Raw genomic sequence first — 18,545 nt, forward strand, 5'->3', positions numbered from 1 at the left:
CCCTGGACAATTTTGCTGATGCGGCAGTGTACGGACTCGCTCTTTATGCGGTTGGGCATAGCGTGAAAAGGCAGGTCCGTGTTGCGCACGTTGCTGGTGTGGTCCAACTGGTTTTGGCTGTTGGCGTACTCGTAGAGGTCGTGAGGCGCTTTGTATTCGGTAGTGAGCCTGAATCGCTGGTGATGATGGCTATCGCATTCGTCGCATTGATTGCCAATACCAGTTGTCTGCTGCTCATATCCAAACATCGGGAAGGCGGGGCGCACATGAAGGCAAGCTGGATATTCTCGGCCAACGACGTGGTGATCAACCTGGGGGTCATCACCGCCGGCGCCCTGGTCGCGTGGACCGGTTCCAATTATCCGGATCTGATTATCGGCACCATCGCGGGGGGCATTGTACTTAACGGTGCCAGACGCATTTTGGCGTTGAAGGGTTAAATAATGCTCATTATTGGCAAAAAGCTCTCGCCGCATGCCCTATTGTCCATATCGGGCCTGCTGGCAGCGTCTGATCAGGCTGTAAAGTGGCTGGTGCAGCAATCAATGGCCTATGGCGAGTATGTTTCGGTGACCCCGTTCTTTAACTGGGTGCACCTATGGAACACCGGTGCCGCATTCAGTCTTTTTGCGAATGGTGGAGGCTGGCAGCGCTACTTTTTTATCGGAATCGCGGTAGTGGTCTCGATTTTTCTGATCAAGCTGATCCTTGAAAATCGTCATAAAGGAGAAGCCATCGCTTACAGTCTTATCCTCGGTGGCGCCATGGGCAACCTGATTGACCGGGTCTTTCGCGGCTATGTTGTGGATTCCTTTGATTTCTATTGGCGAGACTGGCATTGGCCGGCCTTCAACCTGGCTGATATTGCAATTGTCCTCGGTGCCTTACTTTTCGTTTCCAGCAGCTTGTTGGGTAAAAAAGCAAACACCAATGCCGAGCCGGATGGATCTGACTGACACCTACGCCTATACAACACCATGACCGAACTTCCCGACAACATCCTTCACCTGCCGCAATACCAAGTACTGGGCTGCAAATCAACCGACGACGAAATGCACTTCCAGGTGGACGTGCCCGATCCCATCGCCTGCGAGGAATGCGGCGTGCAGGGTGAGTTCGTACGGTTCGGCAAGCGTGACGTTCCCTATCGTGATCTGCCCATCCACAGCAAGCGGGTCACTCTCTGGGTGGTCCGCCGCCGATACACCTGCCGGGCCTGCAAGACAACATTCAGGCCCCAGCTACCGGAGATGGTGGACGGATTCCGTATGACACTGCGGCTGCATGAGTACGTGGAGAAGGAATCCTTCAACCACCCCTACACCTTTGTGGCGGCACAGACCGGCCTGGACGAGAAGACGGTGCGCGACATCTTCAACGCCCGCGCCGAGTTCCTGGGGCGCTGGCACCGCTTCGAGACGCCCCGCATCCTGGGCATTGACGAGCTATACCTGAACAAGCGCTACCGCTGCATTCTGACCAACATTGAGGAGCGAACCCTGCTCGACCTGCTGGCCACCCGCCGCCAGGACGTGGTGACCAACTACCTGATGAAGCTGAAAGACCGGCAGAAGGTCGAGATCGTCAGCATGGACATGTGGAACCCCTACCGGGCAGCGGTCAAGGCTGTGCTGCCCCAGGCCCGTATCGTGGTCGATAAGTTCCATGTGGTGCGCATGGCCAACGATGCCCTAGAGAGTGCGCAAGGGCTCCAGAAAGGAGCTGAAACCGTCCCAGAGCCGGACTCTCAAGGGAGACCGGAAAATCCTGCTGAAACGCGCTCACGAAGTCTCAGACCGGGAGCGCCTCATCATGGAGACCTGGACAGGCGCGTTCCCGCAACTGCTGGCCGCCTACGAGCACAAGGAGCGCTTCTACGGCATCTGGGACGCCACCACACGGCTCCAGGCAGAAGCCGCCCTGGACGAGTGGATAGCCACCATCCCGAAGGGCCAAAAGGAAGTCTGGAGCGATCTGGTCAGGGCAGTGGGAAACTGGCGCGAAGAGACCATGACCTACTTCGAGACGGACATGCCCGTCACCAACGCTTACACGGAGTCCATCAACCGACTGGCCAAGGACAAGAACCGTGAAGGGCGCGGTTACTCCTTCGAGGTGATGCGGGCACGAATGCTCTACACCACGAAGCACAAGAAGAAGGCACCGACTGCGAAGGTCTCTCCTTTCTACAAGAAAACCATCGGTTACGGACTGCCGGACTTCGCAGAGGAACTCAACTACGGAGTCGATCTATCAACCATCTGAGGGTGGTATCAGATTGATGGGGTGAAGATGCCCCATCAACCATTAAATCCGTATACCCGAGATTTTGAAATCCTGCGTCAGCAGCTTGTCGGTCGCCTGCATGAACAGGCCGCCCGGTATGGCGTAGTCGGCCATTTTCTCGCCCGTGCGCGCGCCGCCGGGCTTGCCGGTGCTGGACGGCATCAGGCCGATGGCCTCCATTTTGTCGGCCCATTCCTTGTTGTGATAGCCGCGACGGCCCGGCTTGCCGAAGTGGAATTGCCAAGCGTGGACCATCTCATGCACCAAAGTTTGCAGGACTTCGAGCAGGGGCACGACAGCGAAATAGGACGGGTGGCTCTGTTGCAAAGATTGGCGGCAGTCAGAGGTAGGCTGTCGCTCTGCGCCGATCAGGCGGCTGCTGCGAAATGGTGGTTGAGCATGCCCATGGCCTCCGTCAGCGCCGAGGGCCCAATGCCAAAAGCTCTCTCCACAAGGCGCACCTCGCCCCTGATGCCGGGCTGCAGGCACCAGGGGCGAGCCTGTCCTTTGCGCAGGGCTCGCATGACTTCGAATCCCTTGATCGTGGCATAGGCCGTGGGGATCGATTTGAAACCGCGCACCGGCTTGATCAGTATCTTGAGCTTTCCGTGATCGGCCTCGATCACGTTATTGAGATACTTCACCTGCCGGTGGGCCGTCTCCCGGTCCAGCTTTCCTTCGCGCTTCAATTCGGTGATCGCTGCACCATAGCTCGGCGCTTTGTCGGTATTGAGCGTGGCAGGCTTTTCCCAGTGCTTCAGGCCTCGCAGGGCCTTGCCCAGGAACCGCTTCGCTGCCTTGGCGCTGCGGGTCGGCGACAGGTAGAAATCGATCGTGTCGCCCCGCTTGTCGACTGCCCGGTACAGGTAGGTCCACTTGCCCCGCACCTTGACGTAGGTTTCATCCAGGCGCCAGCTCGGATCAAAGCCACGCCGCCAGAACCAGCGCAGCCGCTTCTCCATCTCCGGGGCGTAGCACTGGACCCAGCGATAGATCGTCGTATGGTCGACCGAAATGCCGCGTTCCGCCAGCATTTCCTCAAGGTCGCGATAGCTGATCGGATAGCGACAATACCAGCGCACCGCCCACAGGATCACATCACCCTGGAAATGGCGCCACTTGAAATCCGTCATCGTTCCGTCCGTCCAATCTCCGCCAAGCATGCTCAAGCTTCACGATTTTTGCAACAGAGCCCACACGAGTATTGAGCATAGTCGAGATTGGTGCAGATCACTTCTGATATTGAACTGTCAGGAGCTGGCTGCACAACAGCCATTACGCCCAATCAACTGGTGCAGTCGTCTTCTGAAAATGACATTTGGTATCTCTCATAAACGGATGTTTTTGAGAGAACTATCTTCGGCCTTCACACGCACGAAAGGCGGCGAAGCTCCGCCGTTAATCCGTCCGCCGGAGATCTCGCCCAGGCAGGCTGAAGGCCGAGCAAGCCTGACAGGCCCGAAAAGCCCGGCACGGGCGTCGGCGGCGATGACGGCGGCGGCATTATCCAGGGTTGATGATGGAAGTGGAGGATATCGACAACCTCTCGCGCAACCAAGACATCGCGGTCGGACTGCAAGTGATCTTGAAGCCACGGGCCCGTCCCACCCCGACATGGACCTCGATGCCCGAACGGACGTTAGATTTCGAGTTCTAGGCGTTCTGCGATGAAGGTTGGATCCCAGCCGGGATTGAAAGTGTCGACGTGGGTGAATCCGAGCCGCTCGTATAGGCCACGCAGGTTCGGGTGGCAGTCGAGCCGCAGCTTGGCGCACCCCTGCGTTCGCGCGGCATGGCGGCAAGCCTCGATCAGCGCGGAGCTGACACCCCGGCCCGCATGTGTCCGTCGCACCGCGAGCTTGTGCAGATATGCGGCCTCCCCCTTGAGGGCGTCGGGCCAGAACTCGGGATCCTCGGCCGACAAGGTGCAACAGCCGACGATGCCGTCGCTGCAACTCGCGACTAGGAGCTCGGATCTCAGGACGAAGGTCTCCGCGAATGTCCGGTCGATCCGCGCGACGTCCCAGGCGGGCGTTCCCTTGGCGGACATCCACGCCGCAGCGTCGTGCATCAGCCGCACAACCTCGTCGATATCACCCGAGCAGGCGACCCGAACGTTCGGAGGCTCCTCGCTGTCCATTCGCTCCCCTGGCGCGGTATGAACCGCCGCCTCATAGTGCAGTTTGATCCTGACGAGCCCAGCATGTCTGCGCCCACCTTCGCGGAACCTGACCAGGGTCCGCTAGCGGGCGGCCGGAAGGTGAATGCTAGGCATGATCTAACCCTCGGTCTCTGGCGTCGCGACTGCGAAATTTCGCGAGGGTTTCCGAGAAGGTGATTGCGCTTCGCAGATCTCCAGGCGCGTGGGTGCGGACGTAGTCAGCGCCATTGCCGATCGCGTGAAGTTCCGCCGCAAGGCTCGCTGGACCCAGATCCTTTACAGGAAGGCCAACGGTGGCGCCCAAGAAGGATTTCCGCGACACCGAGACCAATAGCGGAAGCCCCAACGCCGACTTCAGCTTTTGAAGGTTCGACAGCACGTGCAGCGATGTTTCCGGTGCGGGGCTCAAGAAAAATCCCATCCCCGGATCGAGGATGAGCCGGTCGGCAGCGACCCCGCTCCGTCGCAAGGCGGAAACCCGCGCCTCGAAGAACCGCACAATCTCGTCGAGCGCGTCTTCGGGTCGAAGGTGACCGGTGCGGGTGGCGATGCCATCCCGCTGCGCTGAGTGCATAACCACCAGCCTGCAGTCCGCCTCAGCAATATCGGGATAGAGCGCAGGGTCAGGAAATCCTTGGATATCGTTCAGGTAGCCCACGCCGCGCTTGAGCGCATAGCGCTGGGTTTCCGGTTGGAAGCTGTCGATTGAAACACGGTGCATCTGATCGGACAGGGCGTCTAAGAGCGGCGCAATACGTCTGATCTCATCGGCCGGCGATACAGGCCTCGCGTCCGGATGGCTGGCGGCCGGTCCGACATCCACGACGTCTGATCCGACTCGCAGCATTTCGATCGCCGCGGTGACAGCGCCGGCGGGGTCTAGCCGCCGGCTCTCATCGAAGAAGGAGTCCTCGGTGAGATTCAGAATGCCGAACACCGTCACCATGGCGTCGGCCTCCGCAGCGACTTCCACGATGGGGATCGGGCGAGCAAAAAGGCAGCAATTATGAGCCCCATACCTACAAAGCCCCACGCATCAAGCTTTTGCCCATGAAGCAACCAGGCAATGGCTGTAATTATGACGACGCCGAGTCCCGACCAGACTGCATAAGCAACACCGACAGGGATGGATTTCAGAACCAGAGAAAGAAAATAAAATGCGATGCCATAACCGATTATGACAACGGCGGAAGGGGCAAGCTTAGTAAAGCCCTCGGTACATTTGTTTTCTGATTTAGTGACAATGGTAAGGAACAGTTATGCAAATCAACTTAAATACTCCGGGCACAGCGGCTACATCAACAATACAAACTGTTGCTCCTGCTGCTCAGGCTAAAACCACCACTACAACAGCACCCTCTACTGCAGACACTGTCACCTTATCTGCTGAAGCAAAGGCGAAGCTGGCTGCAGAGCAGCAAGAATCTAAAGCAATAAATCCAACACTGACTACATTAGGTGGTGGCTGGGGTAATGAACCACCAAAATAAGAGGTAGTTTGTGGGGACATTTATTACGACTCTTGCTGAGTACTTATGGGTGTTGTGCATAGGTTCTCTACTGCTGTCCTTAGTCTGGTCGGCCAGTAAATCTGCACGAATAACCATATTGATACTCACTTTATCGGGATTAGCTCAAGACAGGATTGCTCCTTTGCTGATGGGGATATCTGAAACATCTCCTGAGCTCGCTCGCTTACTTTGGTACCCAAGTTGGGTGATATGTCAAACATTGACGCTTGGTATCATCTGGGTTATTCATAGAAAATTCGTATGGGCGGTTGAACAAATCACTCAATTCATTTGTTTAAGCATCTTGATGCACTCTGTTCTGCAGGTAGCGAGATTCACAGACAGAGTCATATTTGGCACTGATCTATTGGGTGGTATATACAAATATGGAATACCAGCTATAAATATCGCAGCAATTTTAGCGATATTTTTATGGTCCATATCAGGAGCCGTCAAGCACAGAAAGGAACTTCAGGAATGCTGACTTTTGTTATGTCTGCAATTACGTTTGGCTTTTTACTGTTAAGTCTGTTTTTCTACAAGAAGTTGATTGGAATGTCAGATGCATTAAACATTATCGAAAAGCAGGTGGCCGCTGATATGGAGATCCGGGCGCATAGATTATGCCTGCTTGCATACGAAGCGCAACGGTTCGGTAACTCTGTGGATAGACGTGCTTTGGATGAAGAGTTTAAAGATTTTTTGCACCTGTACATTGAAGACTACCAAGCAGAAGTCGCAAAAAAGATCAGAGAACATAAGCTCAGCGAGATTTCTGCCTACGGATTTATTAAATTAGATAAGTAGTCATAACAACAAAGCTGTGGACAAGATCTGTCTTGTCTTATTTTAAATGCCCCCCACTGCTTCTCATAGTGATGCACGCCAGCTTTGGCCACCTTTAGATTTGACTGATGCTGCTTGTTAAGAAAATTCTGAATATCTTGCTGAACCTGATGCACAGCATCCAGTAATTGGGCTAAAGCAAACTCCTCGGCATGAAACACAAAGGTTTTACTGGCAGGTTCAAGCCAGCAAAACATGGCTTCATTATCCATCCAGGTGATCACCTGATTAAAACCGGTTAAATGATGCGCTTGATAACGACGCAGAGCAGTATTATCCCGCACTGAATGATCCAGCTCATCTGCATGACGCCATAACGCCTCATTCCGCAGTGGATGGTTTAGATCAGGCAGGTTGATTTCACTTCGCAGCGCCATGGCTCTATGACACAAATCCAGCCCCAGTTCTCCGCAACACTTGGCGGGCCAGAAAATCCGGGATAATTGATAGCTATGGATCAGAATTAAATGCACGGCATCGTACATATCTTCACAAGCCCGGCGCTGACAATCCCAGTCTTCAGACCAGTCATGTAATTGTTTGATGGCTCTGTCCAGTTGCTGACCAGCCTCAACGACTAACTCAGCTTGCAGTTCTGCCTGCTTCATGTAGACCAATAATTCTTTGGCATCCATTTCAACACTCCTGTAAGACGAGACAACACCCTGATTCGGGTACTCTGTATTTTCAGTGTAGAAAGCAAAAAGTCCTTTGCAAGCTGACAAAACAGAAGCTAAGTTATAGATTTTCCAGTTATTACCTATTAACGGTCCTTCAATAAATCTAAGCTGCTGAGTTCATGTGATATAGCATCTTTTGGATTTTTCAGATTTTTTGTATTTATTTTCAACAATCTGCTGTTCTGTTCAGCAAAAAAGCGAGTCACAAGCTATCGGTTATAAAATAAGATGGCCGTTCTAAACCGGGCTTTCATCAAATAGTTACATCTGTTTTTTAAACTTTGACGTACAATAACTGCCTTTTTCGTTGCTGCAGAGGAATTTTATGCTGGGCTTTTTTGAACGCTTAACCAACCCTTTCCCTGATAAAGAGCCAACTCAGCCACCTCAAGGCCTGTTTGCATTTTGTTTGCATTACAGTCAAGGCATGGTGTTGCCTCTGATCCTGATGTCTATTGCGACAGCCTTACTGGCCGCATTAGAAGTGTCCTTATTTGGCTATATGGGGCAATTAGTCGATTGGTTGGTAACCAAGAATCCGGCTACTTTCTGGCAGGAAGAGCAGGATACCTTGATCACTATGGCCATAGTGATGTTGCTGGTGTTGCCTGGTTTGGTATTTTTTCACTCAGCCCTGATCCACCAAACTATATTGGGTAACTACCCTATGTCGATCCGCTGGCTGGCGCATCGTTATTTACTGAAACAAAGTTTGGGTTTCTACCAGAATGAATTCGCTGGTCGCATCGCCACTAAAGTGATGCAAACGGCTTTGGCAGTGCGCGAAACGGCCACCAAGCTGCTGGATGTGATGGTGTATGTGGTGGTGTATTTTGGCTCTATGTTGTATCTGATCGCCGATGCAGATTGGCGCTTGGTACTGCCGATGATTGCCTGGTTAGTCATATACACCGGCTTGCAGTTTTATTTTGTGCCGAGACTGAAACAAGTTGCAACAGAACAAGCCGATGCCCGTTCAGAAATGACAGGCCGTATTGTCGACAGCTACACCAATATCAGCACTATTAAACTGTTTTCACACACGGCTCGTGAGTCAGAATACGCCCGCGATAGCATGCAGCTGTTTCTGGTGCCTGTGTACAGACAAATGCGACTGGCTACCTGGCTCAATATTTGTGTGCAGGGTCTGAACTATCTGTTGGTGTTCTCTATTGCCACGCTGGCGATATGGCTTTGGTCTGTCAATGCCGTCACTGTGGGCTCTATTGCCATCGCAGTCAGTCTGGCGCTGCGTTTAAATGGTATGTCGCAGTGGATCATGTGGGAAGTCAGTGCACTGTTTGAAAACATAGGTACTGTGGCAGATGGTATTGCGACTTTGTCTCAGCCTCAGCAAATCATCGACAAAGCTGATGCGAAGCCGCTTGAAGTGCCACAAGGTCAGATTGAGTTTAAGCAACTGAACTTTAACTACGGCAAAGCAGCAGGTGAACATGGTCCTGTGATTGATGGTCTGGACTTGTCGATTAAACCCGGTGAAAAAGTAGGTTTAGTCGGCCGTTCTGGTGCTGGTAAATCCACGCTGGTGAACTTACTGCTGCGCTTTTATGATGTCAATTCAGGCCAGATTTTGATAGACGGTCAGGACATCAAAACTGTATCACAGGAAAGTCTTCGCGCTCATATAGCTATGGTGACCCAGGATACCTCCCTGCTACACCGTACTGTAAGGGAAAATATTTTATATGGTCGTCCTGGCGCTACCGAAGCGGAAATGATTGAAGCAGCCCGTTTAGCCGAAGCCGATGCTTTTATTCAGGAGCTTACCGATCCTAAAGGCAACAGTGGCTACGACGCTCAGGTGGGCGAACGTGGAGTCAAGCTTTCTGGTGGTCAACGTCAACGTATTGCAATAGCTCGGGTTTTACTGAAAAACGCCCCTATTCTGATTTTGGATGAAGCCACCTCAGCGCTGGACTCCGAAGTAGAATCAGCTATTCAGCATAGTCTGACTCAGTTGATGATAGGCAAAACGGTTATAGCCATTGCACACCGTTTATCTACCATAGCAGCTATGGACAGGCTGATCGTTCTGGATCAAGGTCGTATTGTGGAACAAGGCAGTCATCAGGAACTGATCGCCAAAGGCGGTATTTACGCTCAATTATGGGCGCATCAAACCGGCGGCTTTATTGGTGTGGAATAAATAATAAAGGTCAGAGTCTTGGCTCTGACCTGTTGTTTTTAGCTTAAACGCGGGTCGGTTTCAGCGACCATCGGCCGGTTTAAATGCGCATTTCTGAACTGTAATAATACAGGGAAGGGTTTTAAGTCGACTAAATCGCGGAACAATATCCAGTCGATTAAAGTGAACAGACTGATACCAGGATAGTCCCAGTCACCGAAATGCCCTGCCCTGATTTGTTGCTCAAGTGCCTCTAGCGTCGCCTGAATTCGCTCATGCTGAAGATTAAAAAACAATTTATCTTCAGTCACGTCAAAACCTGAGCGCTTACAAAGCAGTAATTCAACCAAGGAGTCTGTGCAGGCATTGATGGTCGTCAGACCGTTTTCCTGATCCCAGCTCAATGGTTTGAATTTCAGTTTCGAAGCCAAATAACGATAAATTACGCCTGAATCAAAAATAACCTGCTCTCCATCCACTAACACAGGCACTTTGCGTGCCGGATTATGTTGTACCAACACTGAACGGCCTTCAGACTCAAAAATATTAAGCGCTACAAACTGATAAGGTTGCCCTGCCAGTACTAAACGTAAACGACGAACAAAAGGGGAAGCCACTGAACCTAATAACTGCATAACCTACTCCAATTTCAAACCATAGCTTTAGTGTACAACCAGAGTCAGCGGCTTAGATAGTGCTGATAGTCTGTTAATTTGGGCTTAGGGCAGAAAGCTTTTTCAATTCAAATTGATACGCAGTCTGAGCAACCTGCGCAATGATAGCTTCATTGGTTCGGCTTGACTCGGCTGAGTCTTTCACAAAAACAGCAACCAGCAAGGGCCGTCCATCAGGCAACAGAATGATACCTAAATCATTAGTGGCCGCAGTTTTTCCGGCTTTGATACCCGAAGTACCAGTTTTATGTGCGACCACAGTACCAGCTGGTAACAAACCTTTTAACCGCTCTGGTCCTGAGGTGGTTTCGACCATCCACTTCCATAACAAAGCCTGCGAGGTTTCAGACAGCTGTGTTTTTTGCTCAAACTTTTTCAGGATCTCTGCAGCACCTTTCATCGAGGTCCAGTTTTGATACTGCACCTGATCATCGGCGTGCATCTGCGCTTCATTTGCGACCACAGCGGTCTCCTTTATACCCATAGACTGGATATAGTCATGCAAAGCAGCTGGTCCACCAACCAGTTCAAATAACAAATCACAGGCCACGTTATCGCTGTGCGAGACCGAGTATTGCAGCAGTTGCTGCACTGGAACACTAAACTCGTCTCCCTGATACGCTTTCATTATCGGAGCCCAGGTATTCTGTAAAACCTTAGCCCTGTTTACGATAACGGTCTGATTTAAATCCAACTTTCCCTGATCAACCTGATGCAGTACCAACATAGCTAAATGCAATTTAAATACACTTTGCATTGGGAATTTTTCAAAAGGATTAATCAGTAAAGGTTCCAGATCGTCAGGCCCCCACACTGCAACGCCTACAGTGGCTTTTTTTCCAATGACTATGGATTCAATTTGCTCTTTTAACAGTGGGGATTGCGCTGAGGTTTCGAATGAACTAAAAGATACCATCAGTAGCGTCGAGGCAGTAACTACAGCTTTTATAATGACATTCATCGGATTGTCCTTTTGATAAGTCGATATGAATTATACAAAAGGCAGCCAAAGCTGCCTTTTTAGGGTATAGGAAGTATAAACCACCTTTTTGGGTATAGGAAGTATAAACCACCTTTTTGCTCCTCATCCGAAGTATCTTACCTGAAATTCCCTCACTCGTTTACCGCTCAAGCCCCAATTTTAACTGCCGGTCCAGCCTAAACCGCTCTAATAAGGTTCGATTTGGCGGTAAAATCTCTAGCCTGATAGCTCGAGAGATACAAACTGCCCCACCGCCCCGTTTAAAAGTTGGCAGTGTTGAGCAGTGTTGGATTTGGGGTCGTCAGTCAAAGAGACGACTCTGTGATGGATCGAACAGGCTGGGAGTCAGTGGCGGCGCTCGTTCTGGTGGCAGCTCACGCTGCTTGGCGGCATTCGCCTTGGCTGTTTTCTGTTTCAGATGCTTGAGAATCTGCTCAATGACCTTCGGATCTTCGATGCTGGCAATCACTTTGACGTGACCGCCGCAGTGTTCGCAGACTTCAATATCAATATTGAAGACTCGCTTGAGGCGTTGCATCCAGGTCATGGCGCGGTGGCGCTCTGCAGGACTCTTGTCACGCCAGTTAGTATCGAGACCTTCCGATTTGTCGGGCTTCTTGCCCCGCTTGGCGGGTGTTACTTGAACTCGGTGTTTGCTGTTCGGTGCAAAGACGCCGTGGAAGCGTGTGAGGTTGACTCGCGGCTTAGGTACCAACGCAGCGAGTTTGGCGATGAAGTCCAGCGGCTCGAAGATCACATGGGTGGTGCCATTGCGGTACGGAGTTTTGAGCTCGTAACGCACCTGCCCATTGGCGGTTAATGCCAGACGTTTTTCTGAAACCGCTGGCCGACTAATGTAGCGACACAAGCGCTCAAGCTTATCCCGCTGATGCGCTTCGGCCATCACACCGGCGTGTAGCGAGAAACCAGCATGGTTGGCTACTCGACTGCTTGAGTCGGCTTTATCCTCACGCCCTGGCAAGGTTTGCAGGGTGAAGACTTTGCGCCCTTGCTGGGGGCCGACGGCAATGCGATACGTAACCGAAGCACCATGTAATTGAGTCAGCGTATCGTCTTCGCCCTCTTCCAGTGTCAACCACGTATTCTCGGCATCACGCTCCAAAATCCCACGCTTTTCCATGCAGCGAGCGATGCGATGGCTGAGGGTGTGAGCGAGCGTATTCAGCTCATCGTAAGTGGGTGCCTTGACACGATGGAAGCGTTGCTTGCCATAGTCATCTTCGGCATAGACACCATCGAGAAACAGCATGTGGTAGTGGACATTGAGATTTAGCGCGGAGCCAAAGCGTTGGATAAGAGTCACTGAGCCAGTTTGTGCAGAGGCTTTGGTGTAACCGGCTTTTTTGATCAGATGAGTTGAGAGTGTACGATAGACGATACTCAAGACCTGGCCCATCAGCTGGGGATGGCGAGCCAGCAAAAAGCGTAGCTGGAAAGGAAAGCTGAGCACCCACTGGCGAATGGGCTCCTTGGGGAAGACTTCGTCTATCAGCAGCGCCGCACTCTCGGCCATCCGGCGGGCACCGCAGCTAGGGCAAAAGCCGCGTCGTTTACAGCTGAAGGCGACCAGACGCTCGTGATGACAATCCTCGCAGCGAACCCGCATGAAACCATACTCCAGACGGCCACATTGGAGGAGGTCGTTGAATTCTTGTTGGATGTAGCGAGGCAGGTGTTGACCTTGGGCTTCGAGTGAGGCTTTGAAGGCTGGGTAGTGCTGCTCAACCAGCTGGTAGAGCAGCGTCTGGTCGGGTTGGTGGCGTTCGTAACCGTTTGTTTGAGTGGGCGATTGACTCGCCGTGGCGTTCCTTGCCAGCGACATGGGTATCCTCCGCTGATACTGTGGTTATGTACAGTATCAGCGGCTTGCGTTCAGACGTCCAGTCTGGCCCTAGACATCGCTAAATGCTTAACCCGCAATAGCCCTCACGAGTTGTTATCAGCCACTACCGGTTGAGCGAGAAGGTTTTGGGTTCAGGGTGCTATTGCTCCACCAATCACAATACTGAAGCCCCAACTGTTATCAGTTGGGGCTTTTTCTTGTCTGTTTGCGGCGGTTGCGTTTTATCGGTAGTCGTCGAGCTCTGCACCATCCCACATAAGAGCTTAACGGTGCGATCTTCAACGCCATCACACAAAACTTTCTTTTTCACGCACAGTCAACTTATTGGATGTTTTATTAACAACCCAAAAGGAGATATTTAGCGGGCGGCCGGAAGGTGAATGCTAGGCATGATCTAACCCTCGGTCTCTGGCGTCGCGACTGCGAAATTTCGCGAGGGTTTCCGAGAAGGTGATTGCGCTTCGCAGATCTCCAGGCGCGTGGGTGCGGACGTAGTCAGCGCCATTGCCGATCGCGTGAAGTTCCGCCGCAAGGCTCGCTGGACCCAGATCCTTTACAGGAAGGCCAACGGTGGCGCCCAAGAAGGATTTCCGCGACACCGAGACCAATAGCGGAAGCCCCAACGCCGACTTCAGCTTTTGAAGGTTCGACAGCACGTGCAGCGATGTTTCCGGTGCGGGGCTCAAGAAAAATCCCATCCCCGGATCGAGGATGAGCCGGTCGGCAGCGACCCCGCTCCGTCGCAAGGCGGAAACCCGCGCCTCGAAGAACCGCACAATCTCGTCGAGCGCGTCTTCGGGTCGAAGGTGACCGGTGCGGGTGGCGATGCCATCCCGCTGCGCTGAGTGCATAACCACCAGCCTGCAGTCCGCCTCAGCAATATCGGGATAGAGCGCAGGGTCAGGAAATCCTTGGATATCGTTCAGGTAGCCCACGCCGCGCTTGAGCGCATAGCGCTGGGTTTCCGGTTGGAAGCTGTCGATTGAAACACGGTGCATCTGATCGGACAGGGCGTCTAAGAGCGGCGCAATACGTCTGATCTCATCGGCCGGCGATACAGGCCTCGCGTCCGGATGGCTGGCGGCCGGTCCGACATCCACGACGTCTGATCCGACTCGCAGCATTTCGATCGCCGCGGTGACAGCGCCGGCGGGGTCTAGCCGCCGGCTCTCATCGAAGAAGGAGTCCTCGGTGAGATTCAGAATGCCGAACACCGTCACCATGGCGTCGGCCTCCGCAGCGACTTCCACGATGGGGATCGGGCGAGCAAAAAGGCAGCAATTATGAGCCCCATACCTACAAAGCCCCACGCATCAAGCTTTTGCCCATGAAGCAACCAGGCAATGGCTGTAATTATGACGACGCCGAGTCCCGACCAGACTGCATAAGCAACACCGACAGGGATGGATTTCAGAACCAGAGAAAGAAAATAAAATGCGATGCCATAACCGATTATGACAACGGCGGAAGGGGCAAGCTTAGTAAAGCCCTCGCTAGATTTTAATGCGGATGTTGCGATTACTTCGCCAACTATTGCGATAACAAGAAAAAGCCAGCCTTTCATGATATATCTCCCAATTTGTGTAGGGCTTATTATGCACGCTTAAAAATAATAAAAGCAGACTTGACCTGATAGTTTGGCTGTGAGCAATTATGTGCTTAGTGCATCTAACGCCTGAATTAAGCTGCGCCGCGAAGCGGCGTCGGCTTGAATGAACTGTTAGACATCATTGGCGTGGAGCCGAGCAGACTGGCGGCTTCGTGCTTCACAAAGTAAATGAACGCAGTCAACTGATCAGCGCGTGAGGCCAAGCAATCCATCCCTTGTCCAAGGTAAGCCTGCTGGGCTTCAAGCAGCACGGGCTGATGTTGGACGGGCAGGCGTTCCATTACCCAGTTGGCAGCTACATCCTTCGGCGCGATCTTGCCGGTTGCTGCGCTGTACCAAATGCGAGACAAAGTAAGCACTACATTCCGCTCGTCGCCTGCCCAATCCGGTTGTGAGTTCCATAGTTTCAAGGTGTCGGCCAGTGCTTTGAATAGATCGCTTTCCGGGACTGAGTTGAAGAAATCTTCCGCGGCCGAACCTGCCAAGGCAAGGCTGTGTTGCCTTGCTTTAGTTAGCAGAATAGCCAGATCAACATCGGTTGTCGCGGGCTCGAAGATGCCCGCAAGAATGTCCTTGCGCTGCCACTCCCCGAATTGCAGTTCCCGTCTGGCTGGATAACGCCAAGGAACAACATCGCCGTACACGACGATGGTAACTTCCAAGGCACGGAGAGCTTCACTTTGGCCGGGAGAAGCGGAAACTTCCAGGAAATCTACGAACAGAGCCTGCCGCACAGTCTCATCGAGCTGTGCAGTCACAGTAACCAGCAAATCAATATCACTGCATGGCTTCAGGCCACCGTCGAGTGCAGAGCCGTACAAATGCACGGCCAGCAACGTCGATCCCAGATGATGCTCGATGACGTTGAGTGCCTGTGATAGCTGTACCGAAATCTCGGCGGGCACTGCGTTGCTCATGATGTCTAACTCCCAATTTGTGTAGGGCTTATTATGCACGCTTAAAAATAATAAAAGCAGACTTGACCTGATAGTTTGGCTGTGAGCAATTATGTGCTTAGTGCATCTAACGCCGCTAAGCAGCGGCACATTTTGCGTTTTGAGCGCAGCGAAGCAAAATGTGTCCGATGGCTTGGATGGTTAACCCCTTTGCCAGATTTGATAGCGATAATTTATATTTGAATGAAATTCCTGCTCGAACACCACATTGAACTCTTTGGGGATTTCCGGAAAGAAAACATTGCCCTCTGGCTCGGAATCTATTGTCGAGATATGTAGCGTGTCGGCATGGGCGATCAGACTCTTGTAGATCTCTCCACCACCAGAAACAACAACATGGTTCGTAAGAGTCTTTAGCTCCCTCATTGCTGCTTCTATAGATGGAAACACAACCACATCATCGTTAGTAGCTACCGATCCTGAGCGGCTGACAACTGCATACTTTCTATTTGGGAGAGCCCCCATTGCCTCAAATGTTTTACGGCCGACTAAGAGCCATTGATTGTAAGTTATTGCTTTAAAAAGCAGCTGCTCACCTTTAGCGTTCCACGGGATATCCGAGCCGCAGCCAATAACCCCATTTCTTGCTTTTGCAGCCATTAGTGATATTTTCACGATACTCCTTTGGGTTAACGCCGCCATAAACGGCGACAGGGTGGCGCGCCTATTGCGCATAAAATGGCGAAGCCATGCGCAACAGGCGCGGAATCTCTGGCGTCCGGTTTGATGGCTTTGTTATGCAAAGGACTAGTCTTCAATGACGTGTAAACCACGGCGCTTTAAGTCCTCCAACGAATCCAACATTCCCCTTATTAATTCAACAGGATGCCCCTCCCAGTCTTCAACAACGCCAACAATTCTCAAGGGTTCGCAGGTTCTATAGGACTGTGTTGGATTACCGGGAAATCTTTTGTTCGTAAGATTCGGATCGTCTTCGAACGGTCCTGTTGGCTCAACTATGTATATGTAGCCGCGACCCTCGAGGCCAGACAGTGACATAGCAAGTTCAGCTCCCCAAACTGCTGGCTCCATCAAGGCTGAAAAGTAGATGTGCTTAAGAATACGACCGTCCTCGAAATGAGAGATGAACCCTGTGGTTAGCAAGTCACCAATCGCCAAATTGGCTTTGGTTCCATGATAGAACGGTCCTTGCACCTGCTTGTAATTATCATGAGAGATGGGAATCCAATCTTTTACCATTTTAAGACCCTTAATTGTTGGGATTTGGCTGCATAACTTTGTTTTAGGGCGACTGCCCTGCTGCGTAACATCGTTGCTGCTCCATAACATCAAACATCGACCCACGGCGTAACGCGCTTGCTGCTTGGATGCCCGAGGCATAGACTGTACAAAAAAACAGTCATAACAAGCCATGAAAACCGCCACTGCGCCGTTACCACCGCTGCGTTCGGTCAAGGTTCTGGACCAGTTGCGTGAGCGCATACGCTACTTGCATTACAGCTTACCAACCGAACAGGCTTATGTCCACTGGGTTCGTGCCTTCATCCGTTTCCACGGTGTGCGTCACCCGGCAACCTTGGGCAGCAGCGAAGTCGAGGCATTTCTGTCCTGGCTGGCGAACGAGCGCAAGGTTTCGGTCTCCACGCATCGTCAGGCATTGGCGGCCTTGCTGTTCTTCTACGGCAAGGTGCTGTGCACGGATCTGCCCTGGCTTCAGGAGATCGGAAGACCTCGGCCGTCGCGGCGCTTGCCGGTGGTGCTGACCCCGGATGAAGTGGTTCGCATCCTCGGTTTTCTGGAAGGCGAGCATCGTTTGTTCGCCCAGCTTCTGTATGGAACGGGCATGCGGATCAGTGAGGGTTTGCAACTGCGGGTCAAGGATCTGGATTTCGATCACGGCACGATCATCGTGCGGGAGGGCAAGGGCTCCAAGGATCGGGCCTTGATGTTACCCGAGAGCTTGGCACCCAGCCTGCGCGAGCAGCTGTCGCGTGCACGGGCATGGTGGCTGAAGGACCAGGCCGAGGGCCGCAGCGGCGTTGCGCTTCCCGACGCCCTTGAGCGGAAGTATCCGCGCGCCGGGCATTCCTGGCCGTGGTTCTGGGTTTTTGCGCAGCACACGCATTCGACCGATCCACGGAGCGGTGTCGTGCGTCGCCATCACATGTATGACCAGACCTTTCAGCGCGCCTTCAAACGTGCCGTAGAACAAGCAGGCATCACGAAGCCCGCCACACCGCACACCCTCCGCCACTCGTTCGCGACGGCCTTGCTCCGCAGCGGTTACGACATTCGAACCGTGCAGGATCTGCTCGGCCATTCCGACGTCTCTACGACGATGATTTACACGCATGTGCTGAAAGTTGGCGGTGCCGGAGTGCGCTCACCGCTTGATGCGCTGCCGCCCCTCACTAGTGAGAGGTAGGGCAGCGCAAGTCAATCCTGGCGGATTCACTACCCCTGCGCGAAGGCCATCGGTGCCGCATCGAACGGCCGGTTGCGGAAAGTCCTCCCTGCGTCCGCTGATGGCCGGCAGCAGCCCGTCGTTGCCTGATGGATCCAACCCCTCCGCTGCTATAGTGCAGTCGGCTTCTGACGTTCAGTGCAGCCGTCTTCTGAAAACGACAAAAAGCCCGCGATTAAGCGGGTTTTTCGTTCTCATAAACCTATCTCAAAACCTAATTCTCAATTAGACTGCTATTTATGACTTTTGAGAAAACAGGGGGGCTTATGGAAAACTGCGAACTTGAGCAACGGCGTTCGGATGCTGCTGGCCAGGACAAGTGTTATTCGGGTAAGCGGATTAAATGGTTGATCTTACCTTTGCATGAGAGTGAGACAGACCGGCATCTCATCGGATTATCTGGTT

The 18,545-nt window shown here is 52.6% G+C and carries 20 protein-coding genes and 1 pseudogene; 7 read left to right on the top strand and 14 right to left on the bottom strand.

Annotated features, from left to right (window positions below; translation table 11 throughout):
- The 3 genes and pseudogenes from R7Z49_RS22180 to R7Z49_RS22190 all read left to right on the top strand — a co-directional run.
- The coding region (locus R7Z49_RS22180) for a cation transporter (protein ID WP_276434627.1) at positions 1–440 on the top strand (440 nt) is incomplete at its 5' end.
- A gap of 3 nt (positions 441–443) precedes the next feature.
- Positions 444–956, top strand: coding sequence for a signal peptidase II (gene lspA / locus R7Z49_RS22185; protein WP_193285851.1), 513 nt, complete (start codon positions 444–446; stop codon positions 954–956).
- 21 nt (positions 957–977) lie between these two features.
- Positions 978–2,265 (top strand): annotated as a pseudogene (locus R7Z49_RS22190) (ISL3-like element ISPpu12 family transposase).
- A gap of 42 nt (positions 2,266–2,307) precedes the next feature.
- Here the strand turns inward: R7Z49_RS22190 and R7Z49_RS22195 are convergent.
- From R7Z49_RS22195 to R7Z49_RS22220, 5 genes are all read right to left on the bottom strand, one after another.
- Entirely contained in the window at positions 2,308–2,613 is a 306-nt protein-coding gene (locus tag R7Z49_RS22195) for a SprT-like domain-containing protein (protein ID WP_267923030.1), read from the bottom strand.
- Between the two features lie 41 nt (positions 2,614–2,654).
- Complete coding sequence (locus R7Z49_RS22200) at positions 2,655–3,419, bottom strand: IS6-like element IS6100 family transposase (RefSeq protein ID WP_001389365.1); 765 nt, start codon at positions 3,417–3,419, stop codon at positions 2,655–2,657.
- A gap of 506 nt (positions 3,420–3,925) precedes the next feature.
- On the bottom strand, positions 3,926–4,426 hold the full coding sequence (locus tag R7Z49_RS22210) for a GNAT family N-acetyltransferase (protein WP_000376623.1): 501 nt from the start codon (positions 4,424–4,426) through the stop codon (positions 3,926–3,928).
- Positions 4,427–4,553: 127 nt separating this feature from the next.
- Positions 4,554–5,393, bottom strand: a complete 840-nt coding sequence (sul1, locus tag R7Z49_RS22215; protein WP_000259031.1) for a sulfonamide-resistant dihydropteroate synthase Sul1 — start codon at positions 5,391–5,393, stop codon at positions 4,554–4,556.
- Positions 5,387–5,704: a DMT family transporter gene (locus R7Z49_RS22220; protein WP_071211019.1), complete on the bottom strand. Its 318-nt coding sequence runs from the start codon at positions 5,702–5,704 to the stop codon at positions 5,387–5,389. The genes sul1 (R7Z49_RS22215) and R7Z49_RS22220 overlap by 7 nt, the downstream gene beginning before the upstream one ends.
- A 2-nt stretch (positions 5,705–5,706) precedes the next feature.
- Between R7Z49_RS22220 and R7Z49_RS22225 the strand changes: the two genes are divergently transcribed.
- Together R7Z49_RS22225 and R7Z49_RS22230 are read left to right on the top strand one after the other, a co-directional pair.
- Entirely contained in the window at positions 5,707–5,937 is a 231-nt protein-coding gene (locus R7Z49_RS22225; protein ID WP_032495677.1) for a hypothetical protein, read from the top strand.
- Positions 5,938–6,435: 498 nt separating this feature from the next.
- Entirely contained in the window at positions 6,436–6,765 is a 330-nt protein-coding gene (locus R7Z49_RS22230; protein ID WP_033917513.1) for a hypothetical protein, read from the top strand.
- Here the strand turns inward: R7Z49_RS22230 and R7Z49_RS22235 are convergent.
- Positions 6,738–7,439: a hypothetical protein gene (locus R7Z49_RS22235; RefSeq protein ID WP_032495674.1), complete on the bottom strand. Its 702-nt coding sequence runs from the start codon at positions 7,437–7,439 to the stop codon at positions 6,738–6,740. The two genes, R7Z49_RS22230 and R7Z49_RS22235, sit on opposite strands and share 28 nt — an antisense overlap.
- 370 nt (positions 7,440–7,809) lie before the next feature.
- On the opposite strand from R7Z49_RS22235, the gene R7Z49_RS22240 reads away from it, so the two are divergent.
- Complete coding sequence (locus R7Z49_RS22240; RefSeq protein WP_032495614.1) at positions 7,810–9,651, top strand: ABC transporter ATP-binding protein; 1,842 nt, start codon at positions 7,810–7,812, stop codon at positions 9,649–9,651.
- A 38-nt stretch (positions 9,652–9,689) separates the two neighbouring features.
- Here R7Z49_RS22240 and R7Z49_RS22245 read toward each other — a convergent pair whose 3' ends face one another.
- From R7Z49_RS22245 to R7Z49_RS22280, 8 genes are all read right to left on the bottom strand, one after another.
- Entirely contained in the window at positions 9,690–10,265 is a 576-nt protein-coding gene (locus R7Z49_RS22245) for a glutathione S-transferase family protein (RefSeq protein ID WP_001176353.1), read from the bottom strand.
- 73 nt (positions 10,266–10,338) lie between these two features.
- The gene (locus tag R7Z49_RS22250; RefSeq protein ID WP_136512105.1) at positions 10,339–11,265 is read right to left on the bottom strand and encodes an extended-spectrum class A beta-lactamase PER-13; all 927 of its coding nucleotides are present in this window, start codon (positions 11,263–11,265) and stop codon (positions 10,339–10,341) included.
- Between the two features lie 322 nt (positions 11,266–11,587).
- Complete coding sequence (locus R7Z49_RS22255; RefSeq protein WP_000050481.1) at positions 11,588–13,129, bottom strand: IS91-like element ISCR1 family transposase; 1,542 nt, start codon at positions 13,127–13,129, stop codon at positions 11,588–11,590.
- 404 nt (positions 13,130–13,533) lie between these two features.
- Positions 13,534–14,373: a sulfonamide-resistant dihydropteroate synthase Sul1 gene (gene sul1, locus R7Z49_RS22260; protein ID WP_000259031.1), complete on the bottom strand. Its 840-nt coding sequence runs from the start codon at positions 14,371–14,373 to the stop codon at positions 13,534–13,536.
- Entirely contained in the window at positions 14,367–14,714 is a 348-nt protein-coding gene (locus R7Z49_RS22265) for a quaternary ammonium compound efflux SMR transporter QacE delta 1 (protein ID WP_000679427.1), read from the bottom strand. Before R7Z49_RS22265 ends, sul1 (R7Z49_RS22260) begins: the two co-directional genes overlap by 7 nt.
- A gap of 116 nt (positions 14,715–14,830) precedes the next feature.
- On the bottom strand, positions 14,831–15,676 hold the full coding sequence (locus tag R7Z49_RS22270) for an ANT(3'')-Ia family aminoglycoside nucleotidyltransferase AadA16 (protein ID WP_001749984.1): 846 nt from the start codon (positions 15,674–15,676) through the stop codon (positions 14,831–14,833).
- Between the two features lie 180 nt (positions 15,677–15,856).
- Positions 15,857–16,330, bottom strand: coding sequence for a trimethoprim-resistant dihydrofolate reductase DfrA27 (gene dfrA27 / locus R7Z49_RS22275; protein ID WP_001749985.1), 474 nt, complete (start codon positions 16,328–16,330; stop codon positions 15,857–15,859).
- A 132-nt stretch (positions 16,331–16,462) separates the two neighbouring features.
- On the bottom strand, positions 16,463–16,915 hold the full coding sequence (locus tag R7Z49_RS22280; RefSeq protein WP_001749986.1) for an NAD(+)--rifampin ADP-ribosyltransferase Arr-3: 453 nt from the start codon (positions 16,913–16,915) through the stop codon (positions 16,463–16,465).
- 172 nt (positions 16,916–17,087) lie between these two features.
- Between R7Z49_RS22280 and intI1 the strand changes: the two genes are divergently transcribed.
- Positions 17,088–18,101, top strand: a complete 1,014-nt coding sequence (intI1, locus tag R7Z49_RS22285; protein WP_000845039.1) for a class 1 integron integrase IntI1 — start codon at positions 17,088–17,090, stop codon at positions 18,099–18,101.
- The last annotated feature ends 444 nt before the right edge of the window (positions 18,102–18,545 follow it).

It is taken from the genome of Vibrio sp. 1562 (assembly GCF_033340155.1).
Taxonomy (GTDB): domain Bacteria; phylum Pseudomonadota; class Gammaproteobacteria; order Enterobacterales; family Vibrionaceae; genus Vibrio; species Vibrio alginolyticus.